The following is a 24,285-nucleotide window of genomic DNA, read 5'->3' on the forward strand; positions in this document are numbered from 1 at the left end:
GCATCAAAGACTGATTTTGAAAAACACGGAGGATAAATTTATGGCGTTTTCACACGATTTTTACCATTTGACCGAGGTTTACAAAAACGCGCAAACCGTTTGGAATGATGGTAAATACACGACCGTTAACGAATTATGCGATCAGATACCGGCATTGCGCCCGGAAGTGGTTCGTGAAGCGGTCAACTGGTTCGTTTCAGCCGGCATTTTCGCGGGCAATAAAATTGTAACCGAAGAGGATAAGGGCGCAATTCTGGCGGGGTTGGTAATGGAGAGAACCGAAAAACCGCTGGCTGTCGCCCGTTGGTATCCGTATCAATTACCCGAATCGGCAACCACCAGGGTTTATATGAAATCGGAATACCGGGAAGGAGATTTGTATCTTAACGGGGTTTTGCCGGGAGATCGGGTGACGATCATTGAGGACACGATTTCCAGCGGCGGAACGATCATCGCGCTGGTCGAGGCAATCCGAAAATCCGACGCCGAAGTCGTCGAGATTCTTGCTCTGATTGAAAAAATCGGTTTCGGCGGGGTCGAAAAAGTTTACGCTCAAACCGGAATTCTGGTTCAAACGGGAGTCGGCATCAAAATAGATGAGTTCGGATGTGTGGATGTCGTCGCCAAACAGGTTTTGGAGGGTGTTTTAACATGAAATACGAGCAGCAAAAACAGGTCGGAAATACGCCTTTTGTCCCACTTCGGGGATTTCAACAAACCGGAGCGGCTGAAGTTTGGGGCAAGTGCGAGTATCTAAACCCGACCGGCACGCCCAAAGACCGGCTCTACACATACATAATCGAAAAACTCGAAGAATCCGGGCAGATTCAACCCGGCATGACGCTGGTTGACGCCTCGACCGGCAACGGCGGCGGCGCATTGGCGCGGGCTGCTAACCTAAAGGGTTATAAATCCGTCATCATTATGCCGGAAGGAATGACGCAGGAACGTAAAAACGTCATCAAATCGTGGCACGGGCAAATCATCGAATCTCCCGCCGAAGAGTTCCTTCTCGGAGCCGAACGCGTGGCTTTGGGATTTGTCGAGGAAAATCCCGAAGCCCGTTACCTGAATCAGGCGGGAACGCAAATGAACTGGCAATCGATGCGCTCGATCGGCAGGGAAGTGGTCGAGGAATTTAAAAAATCCGGTATCAAACCCCAGGCGTTCGTGTGCAGTATCGGTACCGGCGGAACCTACACGGGAGTTGCCACGGAACTCGAAAACGCCTTTCCCGGTCTGCTCAAAATCGGGATCGAAGTGGACAAATCCGCGCCTTTGTTTTCCAAACGAAACGCCCGCCCGTTCGAACATCGCCACCACAATCTGATGGGTCTCGGTCCGGGCAAAATCGGTGGAAACTTGAATGAAAATATGGTGGATGAAGTGGTCACCGTGTCCGGTGACGAAGCCTGGCAAATGATGAAGAAGCTCGTCAAGAAAGGATATCAGACCGGACCGACCTCGGGAGCGAATGTTCTGGTCGCCCTGAAATATGCCCGCCGGTTCGGCGCTTCCGGAAAAATCGCCACCGTCCTGTTCGATGCCTCGTGGAAATATATCAGCATCTGGGATGGTCGTTATCAACATTACCAGGACGCATCGCTTCCCTCGGAACCACCGACCGCAAAGGTCATAGTCTAACGATGATTTCCGATAATCTCCGACGTATTGAAGATCGAATTGCAAGGGCGGCGGAACGATCCTGTCGCCAAGCCGCCGACATAAAACTGGTCGCGGTTTCCAAATTTCAAACACCGGCGGCGATCGGCGAAGCGATCGAGTCCGGGTTAAGTGACTTCGGAGAAAACTACCCGCAGGAGCTTTGGGCGAAAGCAGCGGCTTTTCCCGACGCCGGAATTAACTGGCATCTGATCGGGCATCTTCAGCGGAACAAAATCGGCAAAACTTTGCCGGTGGTCAATTCCATTCAGTCCGTTGACAGTGAACGGCTTTTGAAAACGCTTAATCAAACCGCCCAAAAGCTAAAAGTCGTCATCCCCGTTCTGCTCGAAGTCAATATTAATGCCGAATCGAGTAAAACGGGTTTTGCCCGTTCGGACGTCCTGCCGCTCGGCGAACTTTTGAACCATTTACCAAATGTTCGTGTTAACGGATTAATGACGATTGCCGCGTTAAACGCTCCGCCCCCGGATTGTCATAAAACTTTTTCCGCCCTGCGCGAATTGCGTGATAAGTTACGTGCCGCATGGGGAGCGGAATTTCCTTTGCCGGAGCTTTCGATGGGAATGAGCGGCGATTTCGAGATCGCGATCAGCGAAGGCGCGACTGTCGTCCGGATAGGGTCGGGAATCTTCGGAGATAGAAAGCAAAAGCCTCATTAACCGGGTTTCGGGAAATTCGGAAACAATTTATGTGCGGAATAATCGGAATGGCGGATCAATCGAACGTCGGGAAGCTGCTTCTCGAAGGAATAGCCGAGCTCAAGCACCGGGGTCCGAATGCCTGGGGAGTTTCAATCGTCGATTCAAAAGGTAAAACGCGATTCTTTGGCGATCACCATGCGTTTCCGAAGATTTACGAAACCGGCAACTTCAAGGGTTCGATGGGAGTCGCGCACGCGCGTTACATCACCACCGCAAACAAGGATGATCTGATTCGCGACGCGCAGCCTTTATTACATAAGGAAACCGGTTTCGCTATTTCCTTCAACGGGCATCTTCAGACGGACGGTTTGCGCGAAGCACTCGAAGCGAAGGGAATTCCGTTTAAAACAAACAACGACGGCGAACTGATTCTAAATTTTCTCGTTCACGAAATTTCAAGAAAATGGAATTTCCACGATGCTGTCGAAGATTTCCGGATGTTTGAAGAAATCCTGAAACCGGCAATCGCCGGATTGATGAACGAACTGCGCGGACGCGGGGCTTATTCGGTAATCGGGCTGCTCGGCGACAGCGGTTTGTTTGCTTTCCGGGATCCGCTTGGTTTTCGCCCCCTAACGTACGCGGCAAAATCAAGGAAAGGCGGGTTTCAATTGTTCGCTTCGGAAACGACGGTTTTGAAAAATTTTGGTGAATTTGAGACCGTCCGCCAGATCGAACCCGGCGAATTAATTTTTGTTTCCCGGGAACTTAATGTTTTCGATTCCCGGCTTACCAGAGCCTGCTCTGCCTTCTGCGCGCTCGAACCCGTCTATCTTGCCGCCGCCGACTCAATTCTCGGCGGCAAAAAGGTCGAAGAACTTCGCCGCCGACTCGGAAACGAACTGGCGATCGCCTTTCAAGCCCTGAAACCGCAGATTGACGTCATTACACCCGTTCCCGAAACAGCCGTTCCGGCTGCCGCCGAACTGGCTTTGATATGGGAAAAACCGCTCGGCGGTATAATCAAAACCGCGCCCGTCAGAAGCTTTCTCGAACCGAACCCAACCTGCCGCGAAAACGCAGCCCGGCAGAAGTACGGCTACCTTAATTCATTTATTAAAAACAAGCGGCTTGCGTTGATTGACGACACCATTATACGCGGAACCACAATGACCAGCGTAATTACCAATCTGCGACGACGCGGAGCCGCTGAAATCCATGTTTTCGTCACTTTTCCGCCAATCGCGCACCCTTGTTTTTACGGCATTGATATTCCCTCGAAAAGCGATTTAATCGTTCACCGGATGAAAAGCGATCTGCATTTATTGAGCCGTGAAATAAACGCCGATTCAGTTAATTTTCTCGACGAAACCAAAGTCGGTAACGCCTTAAAAGCGCTCGGTTCGCTTTGTCTGGCTTGTGCTAACGGAAATTATCAGGGAGGCGTTCCTGAAGCTTTTTCTAAAAAGGTTTTAACAAAATCAATCCCTCAGATTAACCATAATAAAGAATTAGCGAATAGTTTTCCTCTGACGCCGCTTTAAATTAGCAGAAAATCCGATCTTCACAAAAGCTGTCAAACATCGGTGAATCGGTAATCTTTTATACAGATTTCAAAAGGCAAATAGAACGAATAAAACAGGATAAATTTTCCCGTTTTTTTGTCGCCGATAGTCCGGCTTTTCGGCACTATAAAAGGTTTCTGCCAGACGAAAAAGCAACCCGGATAACTGATTGCTCGGACGCTCGATAAAGTGCTTCCAACGCCATGTGGAAGATCTTGCGAGCGCCGTTTGTCTGGCGTTCGGTTGAGCTTTATTAAGGATTCTGGAAACTGCATTTCCCATCGGGCGATCGTGTGGTCGCCCCGTTTGTTTTTAAATGAAAAAGAAAGGTGGAAGCGAAAGACCGAGCAAGCTGTCCGATGTGAATATTGCCGTAGTCACTGGATTGCAATATAAAAATTTTAAGAATTACATAAGCTTCATTATCGGACGCGATAGATAGTTTACAACTGCTCAGAAATGGGACTAAGTTAAACTGTTTCAATGGTTTAATATTATCATTTCCCTTTAACGTCCTAAATCAGCCAAGTAACCGAGCAAAATTAATTTCGGATATTAAATTCGGTATAGCCCTTTGCTGTCAGAGTGATTCTTCATTTTCCAACTTTTACGAAATTCGGTAGTGAACAAAAAGTAATGCTATTTGAAAAATAAAGAGCAAAGTCTGGTAATTGATTCAACTATGAACAACCCAGAAATTACTCAGGCGAACACAATAAGTTGTCCGCGCTGTCAATTGTCGCACATCAAACGCAACGGGCATATTACGGCAAACGCATCGAAGGTGTGGAGTCAAAGTCCATTCAGCGGCGAACACGGTTGCCGACTGTTTCCGCTAGCAACGGGCTGTCGGATTCGATGCGGCGATCTCTGCGCAACGCTTGGGAAAAACCCACAGCGACAATGAACAAGCTTTTACCATTCTGCCAAACTAAAAAAGTTCCCAAATAAAAAGATGCCTTATCTCAGAATGCTGAATTAATAAAATGAAACCGCCCTTATTACCAGGCAAAATTCCGGGACGGAAACGATTAAATCCGCGATTGTTTCTAATCTGGAAAAAGGATTTTTTATGTTCGATAATTCAACTTGTTCTATATTACCGAAAATAGTTGATTATCGAACAAAATGCCTGTATTATTGTCAAACGGCTGGGTTTATCTAGTGATTGACATGCAAAATGACGAAATCTTTCAGGCAGTCCAAGAAATTCTGAAAACGACTACGGGCGTTGAATTAAAACGACTGCGCCAAAAAGAAGCATTTGGAAAATCGGAAGGTTTGGCAGTCAGTCTGGAATATCCGCATAAATTGCCGGACGGCGCGGAAAATGCATTTTTGAAGGCGGAGGTTAAAGAAAATCTCACTCCGGCATCGATCAATAATTTATTTCAAAAATCAAAGGAATCTCCAGGGAAAATCGTTTTGATTACGAGGCAGGTCACGCCTCAGCAAGCCGACCGGTTACGCGAATTGAACATTCCTTTCGGCGACACCGCCGGAAATGCTTTTTTCAATGAACCGGGTTTATATGTCTTTGTGGCGGGCAAAAAAACTCTCATGGTTCGTGAAAAACCGTCACGCGCCTTCGATAAAGCGGGCTTGAAAATCGTTTTTGCCCTTTTGACCGAGCCGGATTTGCTTCAAAAAGATATGAGAACGATCGCCGACCGCGCTCGGGTCGGTTCGATCAGCACGGTCAGTGATATTTTTAAAGATCTGGAAAAGCAGCATTTTCTTTACCAACCGGGAAAAAGCGGTACCCGCAAGCGCAAATTAAATAAAAAGCGTGAACTTCTGGGACGCTGGGTGGAAGGATATATTGAACGGCTGCGCCCAAGCCTCAACCCGGTCAGATTTATTTCGCGAAAATTTGAGGGACGCTGGTGGGACGACGTGGAAATTAAAGATTACAACGCTGTGTGGGGCGGTGAAAAAGGGGGCGAGCTGCTGACGAATCATCTTCGTCCGGCGACAGTTGCGATATATGCCGATTCGCTTCTGCCGCGACTTCAGGCTAAATACGGATTGGTGAGGAGCAAGCAGGGTAATATTGAAATTCTGGAAAAGTTTTGGACTGGCGGTGCGGAGTCCGGCGATGAGGCGGTCGCGCCGCCGCTGGTCGTTTATGCCGATTTGATAGCGACGGGGGATGAACGAAATTTGGAAACCGCGCAGATGATTTATGAGCGATACCTGGCTGAACTTACGAAGGGCGCTGCCTGAACAGAGTGTTGCGATCATCGGTTTGGTGACTGACGCTGCGGAAAAACTCGGAATCCCGATTTTTATCGTCGGGGCAACAGCGCGCGATATAATTTTCGCGCACGTTTTTAACGTTCGTATTTACCGGGAGACGACAGATATCGATTTCGGTGTCGCGGTGGAAAGCTGGGAGCAGTTCGAGCGAATCAGAGACGAGCTGACCGGTCCCGAAAAATTTAGAATCGACCGGAAGGTCTACCATCGTTTATGGTTCGGTCGGGGCGCGGCAGAAATGAAAATAGACTTTGTCCCGTTCGGAAAATTGGAGTCTCCGCCGGGACAGATCGCTTTTCCGCCGGACGGGGATTTTGTGATGACGACAAACGGGTTTAAAGAGGCTTTCCAAAACTCCATCATCATAAAACTAACGGAAAAATTAAAAATCCGAGTCGTTTCCCCTGCCGGGTTAGCCGTCCTGAAGTTTATTTCTTACGCGGATAAGCCTCAAATCAGAGTCAGGGATATACAGGATATTTGGTTCATGATGAAAAATTACCTCGAAATTATCAGTGAGGATCGGCTTTATGACGATTCTGATTTAATGAATGAAGAGGATTTTGACTTGCGAATAGTCGGAGCAAGATTACTGGGCAGGGACATGCAGCGGCTCTTTAACGAACAAACCAAACCCGCAATTCTCGAACTGCTGTCGGACGAGAAAAACAAAGGACTGACCTCGCTTGCCGAAATCATCGATCGAAGCGAGGGGAAGCTCGGAGAAGAATTGCCTGATATTATTTCAATGCTCCGGCAATTAAAAAGAGGAATGCTTGAGCAGATTTGAACGCCGAAAAAATTTGGAATCAAACTAGAAGATGGTCAAGTTATTTTAGAAAAAAAACGCCTTTTGTTTCCCCGCCACCGATCTGACAGACTGCCCGTCAAAAACTTTTCCCAAAGCAGCTCACTTAAATTCATCGTCGTATTTTTTCCACATTTCTTTGATATTCTACCAACGACTCGCCGTTTACTTCGACAAATACACTCAGACGGTCAGATTCTTTAAGAAGAACGAATATTAAATAGAAAGCTTCGCGGCTCATGATCTCGCCGGATCAAGTGTCTGATCATCAATCAGACATCCGCGCATTCCGCAAGCAATTAAAAAAAATTCAAAACCGCCGGAAACCAGGCAGGTTTAATCGTTTTCGGGAAAGATCGGAGACAATTCAAATCCATTCGGTATGTCCGGGTTTAGTTGAAACCGTTTTTGAAAGAGTGTAGCTTATGAAAAAGTATAAACTTTGAATTATTTCAATTCCCATTAAACCTAAAGCCAATGACTGACTATTCCGAAAAGAAAAAATCCGCCCAGATAAAATCTGCGAAGATTCTCCGACAAAAACCGAACATCGAGGATTACAGCAAATCGAAACCCGTTCAACTCGAACTTTTCGAATTAGTCCATCCATCCGAAAAGGATTACTCCAACACAATCGAACTTTATGACTTCATTCCCAAATATGTCTGGGGACGCGTCGAACGGATTCAGGAAAAATTTCTGGAGCCAATCGAAAGGGATTTTGAATGCCGGCAACAGAGCTACCGCGTCCGCATATCACCCGCCCGTATCAAAGATTCCGACGGAGTTTCACGCGATTATTTTCCGGGCAAACGCGAGGAGCTTGTCGAAGATGCCCTGCGCAAAATCGCCACCGCCGGTCAGGGCGTTTTTCTCGACAATGAAGCCGGAGTAACTTTCACGCTCTACCAGCTCCAGCAGGAACTCAAACGCACCGGACACAGCTATTCGATTAAACAAATCAAGGAAGCGTTAATGGTTTGCGTTGGAACCAATTTGCAGTTAACCGACGTGAGCGGACATGACGTACTGGTTTCAAGCATCTTCGACACAATTGGTTTACAAACCAGAGAGGATTGGGAGGGTCAGGGAGAAAAGACCAAGGCTTTTGTAAGATTCAACGCACTGGTAACGATCAGCATCCGCAACCGCACATTTCGTCAGTTCAATTACGAAATCAGCATGGGCTATCAAAACGTAATTTCGAGGCAGCTCCATAAGAGAATGTCACATCACTTCACACAAGCGACTTTCTCACAGCCATTTACAATCCGTCTCTCAACGGTCATCCGAAATTTTGGTCTGACGACGTACACTAAATTGTCACATAATCTGCGCGACGTCGAAGTAGCGCTCAAAGAGATGGTGGAGAAAACCGTTCTCCTGAAATACGAACTGGAAAAAATCATGGATACGAAACGGCGAAACAAAATCGCCGACGTCCGTCTCCTCCTTTTTCCGCACCCGAATTTTGTCAGCGAAGTGGTCGCCGCCAACAAGAAACAAAAAGAAGCTAAGGAACTTGCATAAATTTGAAAAATTCGTCAAGTCAAAATTATATTATTCGCAAATTACCAATAAACACGGCACCAGGACAATTTTAGGTTTTTGAATTCACGCGAATCCGAAAACCTAAAATTAAAAGTTTTCCACAGGTTGCACATACAGTGTGCAAATATGTAGTTCTGACTTCACGAATATGTAGTTCTGACTTCACGAAATATGTAGTTCTGACTTCACGAAATATGTAGTTCTGACTTCCCGCACAGTCAAAATATGTAGTTCTGACTTCCCTTTTCGAATTTTTGCGGCATAAAATATGTAGCTCTGACTTCACGAATATGTAGCTTTGACTACACGATCGCCAAAAAATATGTAGCTTTGACTACACGATCGCCAAAAAATATGTAGCTTTGACTTCACGATTTTAAAAATAGCGCTCAAATATGTAGTTCTGACTTCCCTTTTGATTCCTGTAAATTTATGAAAATAAACTAAATACCTACAAATTTAAATTCCTTATCCTTTTAACCCTTTCTTTAAACTTTTTTTTAAACTAAGAAGCGAGTAACGCGCAGCGAAATTGTGGAAAAGTCCGAAGATCGGAATCAGCCCAAAGTTGAGTTGTCCGAAAAAAACAACTCAACTTCATTCTTCTGAACCAATCGCTAAACAAGAAGAAAGTCCGGTTTTCAGAATTTGGTATACCCGGAAACAACTGCTTTCGAAAAATCCCAGCCTTCACTTGACAAAAATTATTAAAAGCTTATATCCTTGATTGCAAGTATCTAAGACGTTTAATTGGAACTTTTAAGAGTATTACAAATAACATTTGTAATGTGCGGTAGCTTTATCCCACCCTATCATCAAGAGCTGCCATCCAAATCAGAAATTTTGCCAAATACCTGACTTTATTGAGCTATCGGCTCAAATAATTTCAAACCGGAATTCTCCGGAAAAAAGGACGGCAGATTTCCTAAAAACTTCGCCCAGCGGGGCAAAAATTTCCGGATTCCCACACTACATAATAGACGGGAATCCTTCATTTAAACCCAAAATTAAGGAGAAACATGATATGTCTGATGAATACCAGGACCAAGACATCCGCTATGCAGTTGTCATGAACCACGAAGAACAGTATTCAATCTGGTTCGCCGACCGCGAAATCCCGGCTGGTTGGAATGAAGTCGGCAAGACCGGAACAAAAGAGGAATGCCTTTCCTACATTAAGGAAGTATGGACGGACATGCGTCCGCTTAGTCTCAGAAAACAAATGGAAAAAACTGCGGCAAACAACTAACAAACAACGGGCTTTTCTCAAAAAACTGAAAATTTGCCACTTCCGAAGTACCCATAATGAGTTACCCAACTCATTTCTCCGGAAATTTTCAGGTACCTCGAAGCTGCAAATTTTCAAAATCTAAGCCATTCCGTGCTTAGAAGCGACATCCCACACTGCACAAAGCAGCTGTGATCATTTTCAAAACAATAACGCCCCTTAACTAAAAAACTAAACCGAGCACCGACATCAGTCACTCGATAACAAGTTAGCAAGAGATTCCCTTTCACGAACTCTTTGCCAACCTGGGGGAATTTTGTCTAAAAAACTTGGTTTTTCTTAGAAATTAGGAGGATTTTATGACCACGTGGTTAGATATTCCGAGTTGGTACGTTATCCAAACCAAACCGAAACAGGAGGAGCGCGCTTATTACAATCTGAGCGTAAGCGGAATCGAAACCTTCGTTCCCAAAATAATAAATTCAATCAAAAACAAATTTTCGGGCAGAACTAAGCACCAGCTAAACCCATTATTTCCTCAATACATTTTTGCTAAATTCAAAGCTAAAGAAAAATTACAACAAGTACGCTTTACCAGAGGCGTTCACAAAATCGTCAGCTACGGAGACACTCCCTGTCCGATTGACGAAGAAATAATCAACATGATCAAAGACCGAAGTTCGGAAGACGATCTGATTGATCTGGAAAACGAATTCAAAGCCGGCGACAGGGTTATCATCACAAGACCTCATTTACAAAACCTCGTCGGCATTTTCAAAAAAAAACTAAACCACAACCAAAGAGTTTCCATACTACTTTCGAGCATAAACTACCAGGTTCACGTCTCAGTTGACAGAAAATATGTTATGAAGAGCAATTAGGCTCCACAGATTTTCATAATTTAAAATCAAAAGCCCGGATCCTCTCAAATGCCTTGCTTGGAACAACCAACGCAGCGCAATATTGAGCCTCGGTTTGAATATCAAAAATCTCCCAACCGGTATCAAATGCCTTTTGGGTCGAGTGGATCGTTATATGCCGTTCCTTACCCAGAAAAAGCGCAACATCGAATTCCTTCAAGGGGAAGGATAAGCCGTAGCCGATCGCTTTTATGAAAGCCTCTTTTCTCGTCCAGAAAGTATAAAAAGCATGTTTTTGCCGGTCTGCCGAAAGTTCTTTCAGAACCGACTGCTCACGGTGAGAAAAGACACTTTCAGCGAGGCTCAAATAATCCAGTTCCCTCACATATTCAATGTCAATCCCGATCTCGGGACATGAGCCGACTGCAATCAGCGTAAACTCGGCAGAATGCGAAACATTAAAAAATATCGGATTTCCAAAATCCCCGACGAGCGAGGGTTTTCCGAAAGCATTAGATGAAAAACTTAAATTCCGAGGGCTTTCCTGAACATACCTTCCCAAAATGAGACGCAGTGCGGCGCGACTGACGGCATAACTATTACGGTCTTTCGCAAACCTGTATTTTGCTGCCCGGCTCCTTTCATCGATGGAAAGTAAAGATTCTATATCTTCGAACTCGATTGCGGGGAGATAAACCCGCCAAACGTCGAGGCAGCCCGAATCTAGCTTACTCGGGTAAACTTTCAACCACTTCGAAACCGTAAAGTCATTTTCGCTTAGGAAATTACTCATCTTCCAGTCAAATTCTGTGTCGAGCTGAAATAGCATCACTGACCCGAGCCAAAATTTCATCAGCACAGGAATTAATGAAAAAATGATTGCCTTCCAAAATCGCCCAGTCGAACTCAGAATCAGTTTGACTTTGCCATTGCTTCAATTCTTCCTCGGAAACTTCGTCGTCCCAACTTCCGCCAAACGCAAATATCGGGCACTTAAGCTTCGAGCCGGCGCGGTATTCATATGTTTCCACAAGCTCGAAATCAGCTCGCAAAAGCGGCAGCATCAGATCGAAAAGCTCTTCATTTTCAAGTATCTCTTTCGGAGTTCCGTTGAACTTCAAAAGCTCTTCCTTAAAATTCTCCACCGGAAGATCATAGATGACGGGATCGCGTCCGGTCAGCGGCGGAGGCGGCGAAGCAGCAACAAACAGATGTTCGGCATTAAATCCCGCCCCCTGCAAAAGTCTGCAAAGCTCGAAACCGATTATCGCTCCCATGCTGTAGCCGAACACCGCAAACGGAAGATCGACGTAATCCCGGATATTTTCAAATATTGTCGCCGTCAGTTCGTGAAGGTCGGTAAAGGCGGGTTCGTTAATCCGATTCGCCCGACCCGGCAGAAAAACCGGACAAACATTTATCCAATTCGGCAAATTATGACGCCAAGTTCTATATGTAAAAGAATTTCCTCCGGCGAAAGGAAAACAAAAAAGCCGCAGCTCGACCTGCGCATCATTTCGCACTTCCGGAAACCACCTCTCTTTTTCAGTTCTGTTCACAATTTTATCCCGATTTTAATTTTTGCCGAAAAAAACTGACGACTCGGCTCTAAACCTCTGAGTATATTTTGTTTACATGATAAAGCCTGAAGAATCAAATCGAATTCGCAAATCGGAGTAATTACCGATACCCGAACCGTCGGAAATCCAAAAATCCAAATCTTATAGATAAATAAAAACGTTTACAAGTCTTTCAGAAAAATATATGTCAGCCACAGCAAAAAGTTTCGAATTCCAAGCGGAAACCGCCCAGCTCTTAAACATCATGATCAATTCCTTGTACACCAACAAGGACATCTTCCTGCGCGAGTTGATCTCGAATGCCTCGGACGCCATCGACCGCCTCAGGTTCGAATCGCTAACCAATAAGGAAATAAGTTTCGATCCCGAGAAACTCGAAATCCTCATCCAGACCGATATGGAGAATCATATTCTGGTAATCAGCGACAACGGAATCGGCATGAGCCGCGACGAGCTGATAAAAAATATCGGAACGATCGCCAGATCGGGAACCTCGACGCTGCGCGAGAAAATCGCACAACTCCGCAATCAGGAACAGATTTACCGGCTTATCGGACAATTCGGCGTCGGTTTTTACTCAGCCTTTATGGTCGCCGAAAAGGTCGAGTTAATCACGCGCCGGGCGGATCGAAAAAAAGCCTTTCGCTGGATTTCAGAAGGCAAAGGAAGCTTTACGATCGAAGAAACGACCAAAGAATCATGCGGAACGACGATCAGGCTTTATCTCAAACCGGCTCAAGCCGACGAAGGCATCGAGGATTATACGAACCGCTGGACTTTATCCGGAATCGTCAAGAAATATTCGGATTTTGTCTCTTACCCGATAGTGCTCGAACACCAGCCCGACAAACCCGAAACAAATGCTCCGGAAAAAAACGAAGTTTATGAAAAATCTCCGGAAAGAACCGTCCTGAACTCGATGAAACCGCTGTGGTTTCGAAACCCGAAAGAAGTATCCGCCGACGAGTACGAGGCTTTCTACAAACACCACTTCCACGACATAAGCAGCCCCGTTTCTTCTCTTCATTTCAAAGCCGAAGGCGTTTTCGAATACCAGGCACTTTTGTTTATTCCGGGCGAGGCTCCGCCTGATCTGTTCTACCAAGCATCCAAGTCCGATTTGAAGCTTTATTCGAAAGGCGTCCTGATTATGGAAAATTGTAACGATCTGTTGCCGCGATATCTGAGATTTATAAAAGGCGTCATCGATTCAACGGATTTTCCCCTCAATATCTCGCGTCAGATGCTCCAGCAGGATCGCCATCTGACGCAAATCAAAAAATGGGCGACGAAGAAAGTTCTCGACGAACTGCTCCGGCTAAAAAACGAAGAGTTTTCAAAGTACGAGATTTTCTGGAATCAATTCGGCAGAGCCTTCAAGGAAAGCGTCGGCAGCGATTGGGAAAACCGCGAAAAAATTCTTTCTCTGCTATTGTTCAAATCTTCGAAAGCCGAAGAAAATTTCACGACGCTTCATGAATACGTCAGCCGCATGAAGGAGGATCAGGACGAAATTTATTACCTGACAGGCGAATCCATCAAAATCGTAAAAAATTCCCCGCATCTCGAAATCTTCGAGGAAAAAGGCTACGAAATTCTCTATCTTACCGACCCGGTGGACGAACTGCTCGTCCATAATCTTCACGAATTCGAAAACAAACGAATTAAATCCGTCGGAAAAGGCGAAATCAAATTGAAGGAAGCCGGGGAAGCGGGGGAAAAGAACGACGAAATTAAGGCAAAAGAAGAAAACTCAGCGGAATTTTTTCAGTTCCTCGAAACCCGCCTGTCCGAATACGTCAAACAAGTCAGATTCAGCAATCGTCTGACCAAATCGCCAGCCTGTCTGGTTGTCGGTTCGGAAATCGGCGAAAGTCCATTTATGGAAAAAATACTTCTGAGAGGCAAGGGCGGCGGAAGCAAACAGAAACGAATCCTGGAGCTCAATCCCGGAAACGAATTTATCGATCGCTTCCGGCAGCGATTCGAAGCCAACCGGCAAGACCCCCTGCTTGGCGATTTCGCGGAGCTGCTGCTCGGCTACGCCTTTCTCGCCGAAGGTTCGGAAATTCCCGACACCGTTTCATTCAATACGGCGATGAATTCCGTGCTGAGCGCCGCCGTCTAGTTCGGAAATTTTTTTCAAAAAAGTAAACCGGAAATCGAAAATATGAAGATTAATGAAGGCGATCTGGTCGTTCTGACCGGAAACGAAATTAACGAAATACTATTGGGCAGAGAGGGCGAAATCATCGAAGCGGTCGCCGAAGCCTATAAATGCCACGGGCGCAACGAGGATTTTTTACCGCATTCGATTTTTCTGAGATTCCCCGACAGCGAAAAAAACAGAATTATCGGACTGCCGGCTTATCTCGGCGGCAGCTTTCAAAAATCCGGCATGAAATGGATCGCTTCTTATCCGGGAAACCACGAAAAGGGGCTTGACCGCGCATCAGCGTCGATAATCCTGAACTCCGTGGAAACCGGCATTCCGATAGCCCTGTTCGAAGGTTCGGTAATCAGTGCGAAAAGAACCGCCGCCAGCGCCGCCTTAACAGCCGCACAGGTCGTTACCGACCAGCAAATCGAAAAGCTCAGCCAGATCGGCTGCGGACTTATCAATTTCGAAACCTTAAGATTTCTGCGGCATGTTTTCGGCGCGATCCGGCAGGTTTTCGTATATGACATTCAACCGGAAAATGCGCTGATTTATAAGCGGAAATGCGAAAAATCTTTTGATGGTCTCGAAGTCGTCATCCTCGACGATGTGCCGTCGGCTTTCCGGGATTTTTCGCTGGTCTGTCTCGCTACGACAGCCGTCAAACCACACATCTCGGACCCTTCGCTGCTGAAAAAAGGCTCGACCATTTTACACACTTCGCTTCGGGATTTCACGCCGCAGGTGATTTTTAGTTCGGTCAACATCGTGGACGACATCGATCACGTTTCGCGGGCGCAAACTTCGATTCACCTCGCCCGGCAGCAAAATGGACAACATAATTTCATTCGCGGGACGCTGCCCCAAATTCTGCTTGGCGAGATCGAAGGTCGCGAAAATGAGGAGGAAGTGATTATTTCCAGCCCGTTCGGTCTCGGAATTCTCGATATTGCCGTCAGCGATTTAATTTACAAACTGGTTTCAAACAAAAGCAAAGGCACCGTCATTCCCTCGTTTCTGCCCGATTACTGGCTCGACAGAAATTAACCGCCGCATTCGAACCGCGCGCTTCGGGTCGAACCCCTTTCAACCCTTCTCCCGTTCTTAAACATAAATTTCCATGAACCAGGAGAAATACTATGAAAGTCTTGTTTACGTTTCTTTACCGGGGCGGATTGGCGCATCTTAACCCGCTTATCGCACTGCATTATCAATGCCGGAGGCAAAACATCGAAACAGCCTTTCTGGTTCCTCGATTCCGGCACGAATTTCTGAAAAAATTCAATCTCAATGTGCTCGACATAGACCATCAGCCGTCAGAAAAGATGGGATTCAGGACCGAGATTCAGGCTTACGGCAAATACAAACCGGACGTGGTCATAGATGACATGAGCATGACGACGCAGTTTGCCGCGCAGGTTTCGCAATTACCGCGAATCACGATCCAGCGCACCGGGATTTTTCCATTCGAAACCCGCGTCAATCCGAAACACCAGCACAGTATGGATCCGTTCGACATCAGCAAAATACCGAAAGTCTCGTTTCTCGGCATCCCGCAGCCCAGAAAGTTCACAGACCTTTTCGCCGCCGAAGGCAAAATCGTCCCCGGAATCAGGAGCCTGGAAGTTTTGCCGCCGCAGATTGCCGGCGATCCGGGTTATTTCTTTGCCGGACCGCTTATCATTGACGATTTCATCGCCGAAGCCGGTAATCAACAACTGAGCTTTACGTCGGTTTCGAAAGAAAACCCGAACATCGAAAACCTGAGGGATTTTTCGAGTCTCCGGCAATTCTTCGAAACGAACGGAAACCGGAAGACCGTCTATCTGACCTACGGCACGATTGCAGTCGGCGACGCTCCGCCCGCAATCGACGAGTTAATCAAATACCTGCTAAGTGAGGGCGTCGCCGTCGTATCGAGCGTGCCGCTCGTCGACGTGGAGAAAAAATACCAACCGCTTTACTTCTTTTCGAGATATTTGCCGATGCATTTTGTCTGCGAGCGAGTCGATTTGATGATCCATCATTGCGGCAGCGGTACGTATCATTACCCGATCATCCATAATGTTCCGACTATTATCATCGGAACGCGCTGTTTCGACCGCGAAGAGGTTGCCTACCGTTTGGCGGAAAAAGGCGCTGCGAGCTTTCTTCCCGATCCCGTCGAGGAGCCTGAATTTCTGGTAAAGATCAAAAAACTAATCGATTCGGGTCTGAATGACGCCGAATTTATCAAAAGACAAAAAAATCAACTGAGCCGCCTGAAAAGCGAAATTGACCGCACGGTTTCCGAATTCAACATCAGAGAAGTCGTCGAGTCGGTGCTTCGCGCCAAACAGACGCTGAGGATGAAATCAACAATAGGAACGTTATGATAAACAGCCAGACCATTCGAGAAAGAACCGCGCCAAGCGTTTCCGAAGGAATTTTAGAAACCATCGGCAACACTCCCCTAGTCAATTTGAAACGAATAAACCCCGAATTTAACTTCAACGCCTACGCCAAACTGGAAAGCTTCAATCCGGGCGGGAGCATCAAAGACCGCCCGGCTTTGAACGTGCTGCGCGAGGCTCTCAATTCAAAGAAAATCGATTTGAACACCACAATCATCGAATCAAGTTCCGGAAATATGGGAATCGGCTTGGCACAGGCTTGCGGTTATCTGGGAATGAAGTTCATTTGCGTGGTGGACAAAAAAACGACCAGCAAGAACATCGAGATTCTCAAAGTCCTCGGTGCCGAAGTCTTCGTTATTACCGAGCCTGACGCCGAAACCGGCGAGTTTCTCGCGGCACGCATTAAGAAAGTCAACCAATTGCTGGAAACCATTCCGAATAGTTTCTGGACGAACCAGTACGCGAACCTGGCGAATGCCCATGCACATTATTCTACTTTCAGCGAAATTCTCGACGCGCTCGACGGCAGACTCGATTACCTGTTCTGTTCGACGAGTTCCTGCGGAACGATTCGGGGCTGTTCGGAATACGCACGAAAATACGCCCCGAACACGCGAATCATCGGCGTGGACGCCGTCGGGAGCGTTATTTTCGGACACGAGCCGACGAAAAGAATTATTCCCGGGCACGGCTCGGCGCTGGTGCCGGGGCTTTTGAATCGCGAGCTGATCGACGACGTCGTACATGTTTCGGATTGGGACTGCGTGGTCGGCTGCCGCCGCCTCATCAAGTACGAAAGCCTGCTCGTCGGCGGCTCGTCGGGCGGCGTTTACCGCGCGTTGACCAAATATGCGGAACGGATCGAGCCGGGGTCCAATTGCGCAATGGTTTTTCCGGATCGCGGCGAACGCTATCTCGACACGATCTATTCCGACGATTGGGTACTGGAGAATTTCTCCTCGTTACCGCAAATTTAGCTCGTAAAAATGGACGATTTCGTAACCCGAATCTTGAATCTGCCGAAGCCCAAAAAGGCTTTACTGACCCGGAAACTGCCTCCGCTTTCGTTCAGTCAGCGGAGGTTTTGGTTTTTTGAAAAGTTTGAAAACCGGAACGCCTTAAACAACATTCTTCTCCCGGTGCTGATTAAGGGAAAACTGGAAATCGAGATTTTCGAAAAAAGCCTCAACCATGTAATAAAGCGGCACGAAATTCTGCGAACCTGTTTTCCGGTCATCGAGGACGAGCCGCTGCAACTGATCGTGCCGGAACTGAATTTCGTCTTTGAAAAGGTTGACTTAAGCCGCGAGCACGAGCAAGAGCGCGATGAGGAAATAAACAAGATCATCTATCAACAGGCGGTCGTGCCGTTCGATCTGGAAAAAACTCCCCTGCTTGCCGGAAAGATCATCGTCAAAAATTCGGATGAACACGTGATCCTGTTGACGCTGCACCACATTATTTTCGACGGCTATTCCTCCGCCCTGCTGATTAACGAGGTCAGCACCGTTTATAATTCCCTGCTCCGGGATACCGAGCCGGTGCTGCCCGGCTTACAGCTTCAATACGGCGACTACGCGCGCTGGCAGCAGGACGATAAAAACGCCGGGAAAACGGAGGAACATCTCCGCTACTGGAAATCACAACTAATCGGTCTGCCGCCGCTTTTTCAATTTCCGACGGACAAACCGCGACCGGCGCATCAGGAATTTATCGGAGATCATGAAAATATAAGTCTTTCGTCTCGTACCATCGATGAACTTAAAGAACTCGCCCGCCGACGCCGCGCCAGTCTTTTTATGATTCTGCTCGCCGGTTTCAAGGCTCTTCTGACGCGCTATACCAATTTGACGGATATTCCGATCGGCTGCCCCGTCGCGGGCAGAAACGTTCCCGGAACGGAAAATCTGATCGGACTTTTCCTCAATACGCTGGTTATGAGAACGCGTTTCAGTCCGCGTGCGACTTTTTCGGAATTGCTCGAAAAGGTTCGCGAAACCGTTCTCAACGCGCAGGATCATCAAAATATTCCGTTTGAAAAGATCGTGGAGGAAATCCAACCCGAAAGAAGCCTGAGTTATGCGCCGATCTTTCAGGTGCTGTTTTCCTTTCAAACTTTTTCGGGGCATTCCGCCGGTTTTTCGGGCTTGCAGTTCAATATGCTCGATTATGAAACGAAAAGCACGCAGGGATTCGATTTGGCGGTTAACCTCAACGAAAGCGCAAACGGGCTGGTCGGTTCCATCGAGTATGATGCAGGGCTTTTCGAGCGCGAAACCGTCGTCCGGTTCATTCGTCATTATGAGCAGCTGCTGGCGGCGGTTATTGAAAATCCGGACATCCCGATACATCAAATCGACATTCTCCGGGAGAACGAAAAGCGGCAGCTGCTGGTTGACTGGAACGGCGAAAGCTGCAAAACCGAAAACGCCTGGTTCGTTCACCGTATGTTTGAAAGTCAGGCTGCCCAAAATCCCGAACGGATCGCCGCTGCCTGTCTCGATAAATCTCTGAATTACCGGGAACTGAACGAAAATTCCAACAGAATCGCCAATTTTCTGATTGAGAAAGGATTTGTTCCGGGTTCCGTCGGGGCGATTTTGACCGACCGCAACCTGGATTTTCTGACTTCGATCCTTGGCGTGCTGAAAACCGGCGGCGCGTATCTGCCGCTCGATCCGTCGGCACCGGTCGAAAGACTCAAAAACATCATCGCTCAAAGCCGCCCGCGAGTCGTTTTAACGACCGCCGAACTCGAAAAAACCGCCGCCGATCTCGTGAACGAAGACGATTCCGGTGCGGGTCGGATTCTCCGGCTCGATAAAATAGACGGTCGCGGTCAAACTTCAAACCAAAATCCGGGTATCGAGTTCGACCCGCAAAATCTGGCGTATATTATTTTCACCTCCGGTTCGACGGGCAAACCGAAGGGCGTGATGCTCGAACATCGCGGGATGTCGAATAATATCCGGGCAAAAATCGCGGACTTCGAACTGCACGCCGAAGATGTCGTCGCTGAAACCGCGCCGCAGTTTTTCGATATGTCGGTCTGGCAGTTTCTCACCCCGTTGACCGTCGGAGGACGGGTCGAAATCATTCCGGACGACGTTCTTCAGAATCCGCATCAATTCTTTCCGTACATCGAAAAAAAGAAGGTTTCGATTACCGATCTCGTGCCTTCGTTCCTGAAAATGGTTCTGGGCGAAATCCCGGAAGCCGGTGACCCTGATCCGGCGGCGCTGCGGCTGCTGGTGACCGGCGGCGAAGCCCTGACGCCCGAATCGGTTCGCTGCTGGTTCGCCGTTTTTCCGCAGATCAGGCTTGTCAACGCCTATGGTCCGACCGAAGCGAGCGATAACATTACGCATTATTTCATCAATTCCCCGCCGGAAAAGGACGCGCTTCACATTCCGATCGGACGACCGATCCGAAATACCGGAGCTTATGTTCTGGGAGAAAATTTTGAGTTGATGCCGATCGGCTGTTTCGGCGAATTATTCATCGGCGGCGAGTGCGTTGCTCGCGGGTATTTGAACGAACCGGCGTTAACCGCCGGCGTTTTCGTGCCCGATCCTTTTTCGGAAATTCAAGGAGCGCGAATGTTCCGCACGGGCGACGTGGCGCGGGTTTTACCGAACGGTTTGATAGAATGCGTCGGGAGAAAGGACAATCAGCTAAAAATTCGCGGATTTCGGATCGAGCCGGGCGAGATCGAAAACATATTGCTTCAGCACGAAGCGGTGCTGGAAGCGGTCGTGCTCGCCGTTGCGGATCAAAATAACGGGTCGAATCTTGTTGCCTATATCGTTCCGGGTAACGACTTCCCCGCCGACCGCATACGGCTTGCCGGGGAACTAAAAACCTTCCTTCAGAAACGGCTTCCCTATTACATGGTTCCGGCTTTTTACGTTCCGGTCGGGCAAATCCCGCGCACGGCGACGGGCAAATTGGACAGAAAAGCATTGCCGGCGGCGGAGACCGATCGAAAGGAAGCAAAGGAGGCGAGGCTCGCTCAATTGACTCCGACCGAAGAGATTCTCCGCGCGGTTTGGATGGAAGTCCTCAAAATCCCGCATATTTCTGAAAAAGACAATTTTTTCGATCTCGGCGGACATTCGCTGCTGGCAACGCAGGTGACTTCGAGGATTCGAAAAATATGGAGTCTGGACATTCCGCTGCGCGACGTTTTCAGCGTTCCCGATCTGCGCGGACTGGCTTCTAAAATCGACGAACATCTTGCCGTCAATTCACCGCGCAACTCCGCAGCGCACGAGATAGAAAAGCGCAGCCGGGTTGATCGAACACCGCTCTCATTTTCCCAACAGCGGTTGTGGTTTATCGAAAATCTCGAACCGCAAAGCTCGCTTTACAATATTCTGACGGCGATCCGTCTGAAAGGCGCGTTCAATGTCGAGACTTTAAATAAAGCCGTTAATTTCATTATCCGCCGGCAATCTTCTTTGCGGACGGTGTTTGATACCATCGAGAGCCGCGCCTTTCAAAAAATATTGCCCGAGCTGGAAATCGAATTGGCGGTCGAAAACGAGGAAGCCTTTACAGTCACGGAAAGCGAGAAAAAAGTCAAAGAGCTGATCGCCGAGGAGTCACGGCATTGTTTCGATCTTCGAACCGCGCCGCTTTTCAGATTCCGCCTGCTGAAAACCGCCCCCGCCGAGCATCTCATCACGCTCAATATGCACCACATCGTTTCGGACGGCTGGTCAATGGGAATTTTTATTTATGAGATTGCCGCCGTTTACGAAGCGCTGGCGAAGGAACAGCACCCGGAATTGCCCGAGCTGCCGGTTCAATACGCCGATTATGCTTTCTGGCAGCAGGACTGGATGCAAAGCGCGGAATTTTCATCCCAAATGAATTACTGGCGCGCCGCGCTGGCGGATGCGCCGGCGCTGATCGAAATGCCGACCGACCGACCGCGACCCTCGATACAGACTTTCGGCGGGAAAAGACAGCAAATCGAAATCAAAACGGAGGTCGTCAACTCACTGAAAGCGGCGGCGGGCAGCGAGGGGGCGACTCTTTTTATGGTTCTGCTCGCCGGATTTTACCTGCTGTTACACAAATATTCCGACCAGCAGGACATCCTGATCGGAACGCCAATCGCCGGTCGAAACAAAAAAGAGACGGAAAATCTGATCGGATTTTTCGTCAACACGCTCGTTTTGCGAGTCGGCTTAACGTCCGAAACCACGCTCGGCGAATTGATCGCCGACGTCCGCCGGGTTTGTTTCGATGCTTACGCGCATCAGGACATTCCGTTCGAAAAACTGGTCGAAGAAATCAATCCCGAACGGGATTTAAGCTATTCTCCGCTTTTTCAAATCGTTTTCGGGCTGCAAAATACGCCGCCCCAGGATTTTACGGTTCCCGAACTGGAACTCGAACCCGTCAATTTCGAAAACGGCTCTTCAAAATACGACATCACGCTGTTTATGAACGAGTCGGGTGCCAGACTTTTCGGTGTTCTGGAATATAATCCCGACCTGTTCGACGGCGAAACCATCGAACAAATTCTCCGTCATTACGAAAACATTCTATCCGAAATCTCCAGCCAAAGGACGCAAACGATAGCGGCGGTGTCAATGCTGACGGAATCCGAAAAAGCCGAAGTTCTGGGAATGGGAATGTCCGCCCTGAACCTGAACCTTTCGGAAACCGTGGTCGAGACCTTCGAGAGACAAGCCGAAAAATTCCCCGCCCGGACGGCGCTGGTGTTTGAAGATCGGAAAATGACTTATTCCGAATTAAACCGGAAAGCCAACCGGTTGGCGCATTTTCTGTTGAGCCGCACATTTACGGCAAACCCGAAAATCGGTCTGTACATGAAACGCAGCGCCGATTCGGTGGCGGCGATGCTCGCGGTTTTCAAAGCGGGCGGAGTTTATGTTCCGCTGGATCCGGATTACCCTCCCGAGCGTTTGGATTTTATGATCGCCGACGCGAATCTCTCGTCGGTGCTGACCGATTCGGCGCTTGAAGTCGATCTCGATCCGGAATCGGCAGAATTGTTCGGGCTTCGGGAAATCGAAGATGATTTGCCGGCTTTTCCCGATTCGAACCCGACCGGCAGGAGCGGCTTTTCCGACATCGCCTATTTGATCTATACGTCCGGCACATCGGGACAACCGAAAGCCGTCGTCATCGATCACGGAAATCTTGCCGCGACGATGCTTTACAGTCAATCCAGATTTCGATTCGAAGCCGCCGACGCAATGCCCTGTCTGGCATCGTTTTCATTCGATATTTCCCTTTTCGAAGTTCTTCTGCCGCTATTAAACGGGGGAACTTCGGTGGTTTTCGGAAAAACCGAGATTCTGGAAATTTCCGCTATCGTCGAAAGGCTCGCCGAATTCACTCATCTGCATGCCGTTCCGAGTCTGATGCGTCAGATCGTCGAATTCGTCAACCGCCGGGACCGAGAAGGCAGCCGTCCGGAAATCAAACCGCTCAAACAGCTTTTTATCGGCGGCGACAAGGTTCCGGGCGACCTGCTTGCCGAGATGCAGAAATGTTTTCCGCACTCGGACATAAATATTTTATACGGTCCGACCGAAGGCACAATCATTTGTTCGTATTACCGGCTCGGACAGGACGAAAAACTTTCCGCGCATCTGATCGGAAAACCCATCGGCAACAACAGCCTGTTGATCCTCGACCGGAACCTAAATCCGGTTCCGACGGGCGTCCCCGGGGAGCTGTTCCTGGGAGGTCGCAGCATCGCCCGCGGTTATCATAACCGCGAAGCGCTGGATGCCGAAAAATTCATCCTTCGCGGGAACGAAAGATTTTATCGAACCGGCGATTTAACAAGATTCCGGCGTTCCGGCGATATAGAGTTTATGGGGCGCATCGACGATCAGGTAAAAATTCGCGGCTACCGCGTCGAGCTGGGCGAGATAGAATCGGTCTTGCTCGAAAACGAAGCGGTTCAGGAAGCCGTGGTTATGGCGGTCAGCGAAACACGCGGCGAGCAGACCATCGCCGCATACATTGTTCCGGCAGGCGGCTTCGCGCCGACCGACGAAGCTTTGCGCGAATATTTGCAGTCCAAACTGCCGACTTTCATGATTCCCGCTTTTATCTATACGGTTGATAAAATCCCGCTTACCTCCAACGGCAAAGTGGATCGCGTCGAGCTTCGGAAAATGAAGTCCGGCAGCCTGGAATCGACGATACTTTTTGCGGCTCCGCGAACTGCATCGGAAAGAAAAATCGCGGAAATTTGGAAGGAAATTCTGAAAGTCGAGGAAATCGGCATCCACCATAACTTTTTTTCCGTCGGCGGTCATTCGCTGCTTTTGCTTCAACTCCGGGAAAAATTATCGAAAGCTCTCGCCCGTCCGATCTCGGTAATCGACTTGTTCCGTTATCCGAGCATCGGCGCATTTGCCGATTTTCTTGAGGAAAATCAAAATCGGCAAATTGAAAATAACGACGTTAACGAGCGCTCAAAGCTTCAAAGGCTGGCGCTCAACCGCCGGAAGCAGAAAAAAACCGTCAGAGGCTGAACAAATCGCCGAAAACGGGCGTTA

18 protein-coding genes are annotated in these 24,285 nt (G+C 48.2%); 15 read left to right on the plus strand and 3 right to left on the minus strand.

Annotated features, from left to right (window positions below; all coding sequences use genetic code 11):
- Positions 1-40: 40 nt before the first annotated feature.
- The 4 genes from H6S82_RS00440 to H6S82_RS00455 are packed head-to-tail and all read left to right on the plus strand — an operon-like array spanning position 41 to position 3,871.
- On the plus strand, positions 41-655 hold the full coding sequence (locus H6S82_RS00440; protein WP_191055910.1) for a phosphoribosyltransferase family protein: 615 nt from the start codon (positions 41-43) through the stop codon (positions 653-655).
- Positions 652-1,644: a cysteine synthase family protein gene (locus H6S82_RS00445; protein ID WP_191055911.1), complete on the plus strand. Its 993-nt coding sequence runs from the start codon at positions 652-654 to the stop codon at positions 1,642-1,644. Before H6S82_RS00440 ends, H6S82_RS00445 begins: the two co-directional genes overlap by 4 nt.
- 2 nt (positions 1,645-1,646) lie before the next feature.
- Complete coding sequence (locus H6S82_RS00450) at positions 1,647-2,345, plus strand: YggS family pyridoxal phosphate-dependent enzyme (protein ID WP_191055912.1); 699 nt, start codon at positions 1,647-1,649, stop codon at positions 2,343-2,345.
- 47 nt (positions 2,346-2,392) lie between these two features.
- Positions 2,393-3,871, plus strand: coding sequence for a hypothetical protein (locus tag H6S82_RS00455; RefSeq protein WP_191055913.1), 1,479 nt, complete (start codon positions 2,393-2,395; stop codon positions 3,869-3,871).
- A gap of 69 nt (positions 3,872-3,940) precedes the next feature.
- Here H6S82_RS00455 and H6S82_RS00460 read toward each other — a convergent pair whose 3' ends face one another.
- On the minus strand, positions 3,941-4,174 hold the full coding sequence (locus tag H6S82_RS00460) for a hypothetical protein (protein WP_191055914.1): 234 nt from the start codon (positions 4,172-4,174) through the stop codon (positions 3,941-3,943).
- Positions 4,175-4,535: 361 nt separating this feature from the next.
- Here H6S82_RS00460 and H6S82_RS00465 point away from each other — a divergent pair, with 361 nt between their 5' ends.
- From H6S82_RS00465 to H6S82_RS00490, 6 genes are all read left to right on the plus strand, one after another.
- Positions 4,536-4,799, plus strand: coding sequence for a hypothetical protein (locus H6S82_RS00465; RefSeq protein ID WP_191055915.1), 264 nt, complete (start codon positions 4,536-4,538; stop codon positions 4,797-4,799).
- Positions 4,800-5,020: 221 nt separating this feature from the next.
- A complete protein-coding gene (locus H6S82_RS00470; protein WP_191055916.1) occupies positions 5,021-6,118 on the plus strand; it encodes a type IV toxin-antitoxin system AbiEi family antitoxin in 1,098 nt (365 codons plus the stop codon).
- Positions 6,078-6,941, plus strand: coding sequence for a nucleotidyl transferase AbiEii/AbiGii toxin family protein (locus tag H6S82_RS00475; protein WP_191055917.1), 864 nt, complete (start codon positions 6,078-6,080; stop codon positions 6,939-6,941). Before H6S82_RS00470 ends, H6S82_RS00475 begins: the two co-directional genes overlap by 41 nt.
- Positions 6,942-7,436: 495 nt before the next feature.
- Complete coding sequence (locus H6S82_RS00480) at positions 7,437-8,489, plus strand: hypothetical protein (protein WP_191055918.1); 1,053 nt, start codon at positions 7,437-7,439, stop codon at positions 8,487-8,489.
- A gap of 1,045 nt (positions 8,490-9,534) precedes the next feature.
- Positions 9,535-9,759, plus strand: coding sequence for an MbtH family NRPS accessory protein (locus H6S82_RS00485; protein WP_191055919.1), 225 nt, complete (start codon positions 9,535-9,537; stop codon positions 9,757-9,759).
- A 338-nt stretch (positions 9,760-10,097) separates the two neighbouring features.
- The gene (locus H6S82_RS00490; protein ID WP_191055920.1) at positions 10,098-10,619 is read left to right on the plus strand and encodes a transcription termination/antitermination NusG family protein; all 522 of its coding nucleotides are present in this window, start codon (positions 10,098-10,100) and stop codon (positions 10,617-10,619) included.
- Between the two features lie 13 nt (positions 10,620-10,632).
- Here H6S82_RS00490 and H6S82_RS00495 read toward each other — a convergent pair whose 3' ends face one another.
- Together H6S82_RS00495 and H6S82_RS00500 are read right to left on the minus strand one after the other, a co-directional pair.
- Positions 10,633-11,451: a 4'-phosphopantetheinyl transferase superfamily protein gene (locus tag H6S82_RS00495; protein WP_191055921.1), complete on the minus strand. Its 819-nt coding sequence runs from the start codon at positions 11,449-11,451 to the stop codon at positions 10,633-10,635.
- Complete coding sequence (locus H6S82_RS00500) at positions 11,399-12,157, minus strand: thioesterase (protein ID WP_191055922.1); 759 nt, start codon at positions 12,155-12,157, stop codon at positions 11,399-11,401. The genes H6S82_RS00495 and H6S82_RS00500 overlap by 53 nt, the downstream gene beginning before the upstream one ends.
- Positions 12,158-12,362: 205 nt before the next feature.
- On the opposite strand from H6S82_RS00500, the gene htpG reads away from it, so the two are divergent.
- The 5 genes from htpG to H6S82_RS00525 all read left to right on the plus strand — a co-directional run bounded on the left by htpG (position 12,363) and on the right by H6S82_RS00525 (position 24,261).
- The gene (htpG, locus tag H6S82_RS00505) at positions 12,363-14,306 is read left to right on the plus strand and encodes a molecular chaperone HtpG (protein ID WP_191055923.1); all 1,944 of its coding nucleotides are present in this window, start codon (positions 12,363-12,365) and stop codon (positions 14,304-14,306) included.
- 42 nt (positions 14,307-14,348) lie between these two features.
- Positions 14,349-15,383, plus strand: a complete 1,035-nt coding sequence (sbnB, locus tag H6S82_RS00510; protein WP_191055924.1) for a 2,3-diaminopropionate biosynthesis protein SbnB — start codon at positions 14,349-14,351, stop codon at positions 15,381-15,383.
- A 92-nt stretch (positions 15,384-15,475) separates the two neighbouring features.
- Positions 15,476-16,711, plus strand: coding sequence for a nucleotide disphospho-sugar-binding domain-containing protein (locus H6S82_RS00515; RefSeq protein WP_191055925.1), 1,236 nt, complete (start codon positions 15,476-15,478; stop codon positions 16,709-16,711).
- Complete coding sequence (gene sbnA / locus H6S82_RS00520) at positions 16,708-17,709, plus strand: 2,3-diaminopropionate biosynthesis protein SbnA (protein WP_191055926.1); 1,002 nt, start codon at positions 16,708-16,710, stop codon at positions 17,707-17,709. The genes H6S82_RS00515 and sbnA overlap by 4 nt, the downstream gene beginning before the upstream one ends.
- 9 nt (positions 17,710-17,718) lie before the next feature.
- Entirely contained in the window at positions 17,719-24,261 is a 6,543-nt protein-coding gene (locus H6S82_RS00525) for a non-ribosomal peptide synthetase (protein ID WP_191055927.1), read from the plus strand.
- Positions 24,262-24,285 lie beyond the last annotated feature (24 nt).

The sequence above is a fragment of the Planktothrix sp. FACHB-1355 genome (genome assembly GCF_014748295.1).
GTDB lineage: Bacteria > Cyanobacteriota > Cyanobacteriia > Cyanobacteriales > Aerosakkonemataceae > Aerosakkonema > Aerosakkonema funiforme_A.

Bases quoted from the DNA above. Each gene is read 5' to 3' on its own strand.
- H6S82_RS00480 (WP_191055918.1), top strand. From the start codon at position 7,437: ATGACTGACTATTCCGAAAAGAAAAAATCCGCCCAGATAAAATCTGCG.
- sbnA (WP_191055926.1), top strand. From the start codon at position 16,708: ATGATAAACAGCCAGACCATTCGAGAAAGAACCGCGCCAAGCGTTTCC.
- H6S82_RS00515 (WP_191055925.1), top strand. From the start codon at position 15,476: ATGAAAGTCTTGTTTACGTTTCTTTACCGGGGCGGATTGGCGCATCTT.
- htpG (WP_191055923.1), top strand. From the start codon at position 12,363: ATGTCAGCCACAGCAAAAAGTTTCGAATTCCAAGCGGAAACCGCCCAG.
- H6S82_RS00440 (WP_191055910.1), top strand. From the start codon at position 41: ATGGCGTTTTCACACGATTTTTACCATTTGACCGAGGTTTACAAAAAC.
- sbnB (WP_191055924.1), top strand. From the start codon at position 14,349: ATGAAGATTAATGAAGGCGATCTGGTCGTTCTGACCGGAAACGAAATT.
- H6S82_RS00485 (WP_191055919.1), top strand. From the start codon at position 9,535: ATGTCTGATGAATACCAGGACCAAGACATCCGCTATGCAGTTGTCATG.
- H6S82_RS00475 (WP_191055917.1), top strand. From the start codon at position 6,078: ATGAGCGATACCTGGCTGAACTTACGAAGGGCGCTGCCTGAACAGAGT.
- H6S82_RS00450 (WP_191055912.1), top strand. From the start codon at position 1,647: ATGATTTCCGATAATCTCCGACGTATTGAAGATCGAATTGCAAGGGCG.
- H6S82_RS00445 (WP_191055911.1), top strand. From the start codon at position 652: ATGAAATACGAGCAGCAAAAACAGGTCGGAAATACGCCTTTTGTCCCA.
- H6S82_RS00455 (WP_191055913.1), top strand. From the start codon at position 2,393: ATGGCGGATCAATCGAACGTCGGGAAGCTGCTTCTCGAAGGAATAGCC.
- H6S82_RS00460 (WP_191055914.1), bottom strand. From the start codon at position 4,174: ATGGGAAATGCAGTTTCCAGAATCCTTAATAAAGCTCAACCGAACGCC.
- H6S82_RS00490 (WP_191055920.1), top strand. From the start codon at position 10,098: ATGACCACGTGGTTAGATATTCCGAGTTGGTACGTTATCCAAACCAAA.
- H6S82_RS00470 (WP_191055916.1), top strand. From the start codon at position 5,021: ATGCCTGTATTATTGTCAAACGGCTGGGTTTATCTAGTGATTGACATG.
- H6S82_RS00525 (WP_191055927.1), top strand. From the start codon at position 17,719: ATGGACGATTTCGTAACCCGAATCTTGAATCTGCCGAAGCCCAAAAAG.
- H6S82_RS00495 (WP_191055921.1), bottom strand. From the start codon at position 11,451: ATGAAATTTTGGCTCGGGTCAGTGATGCTATTTCAGCTCGACACAGAA.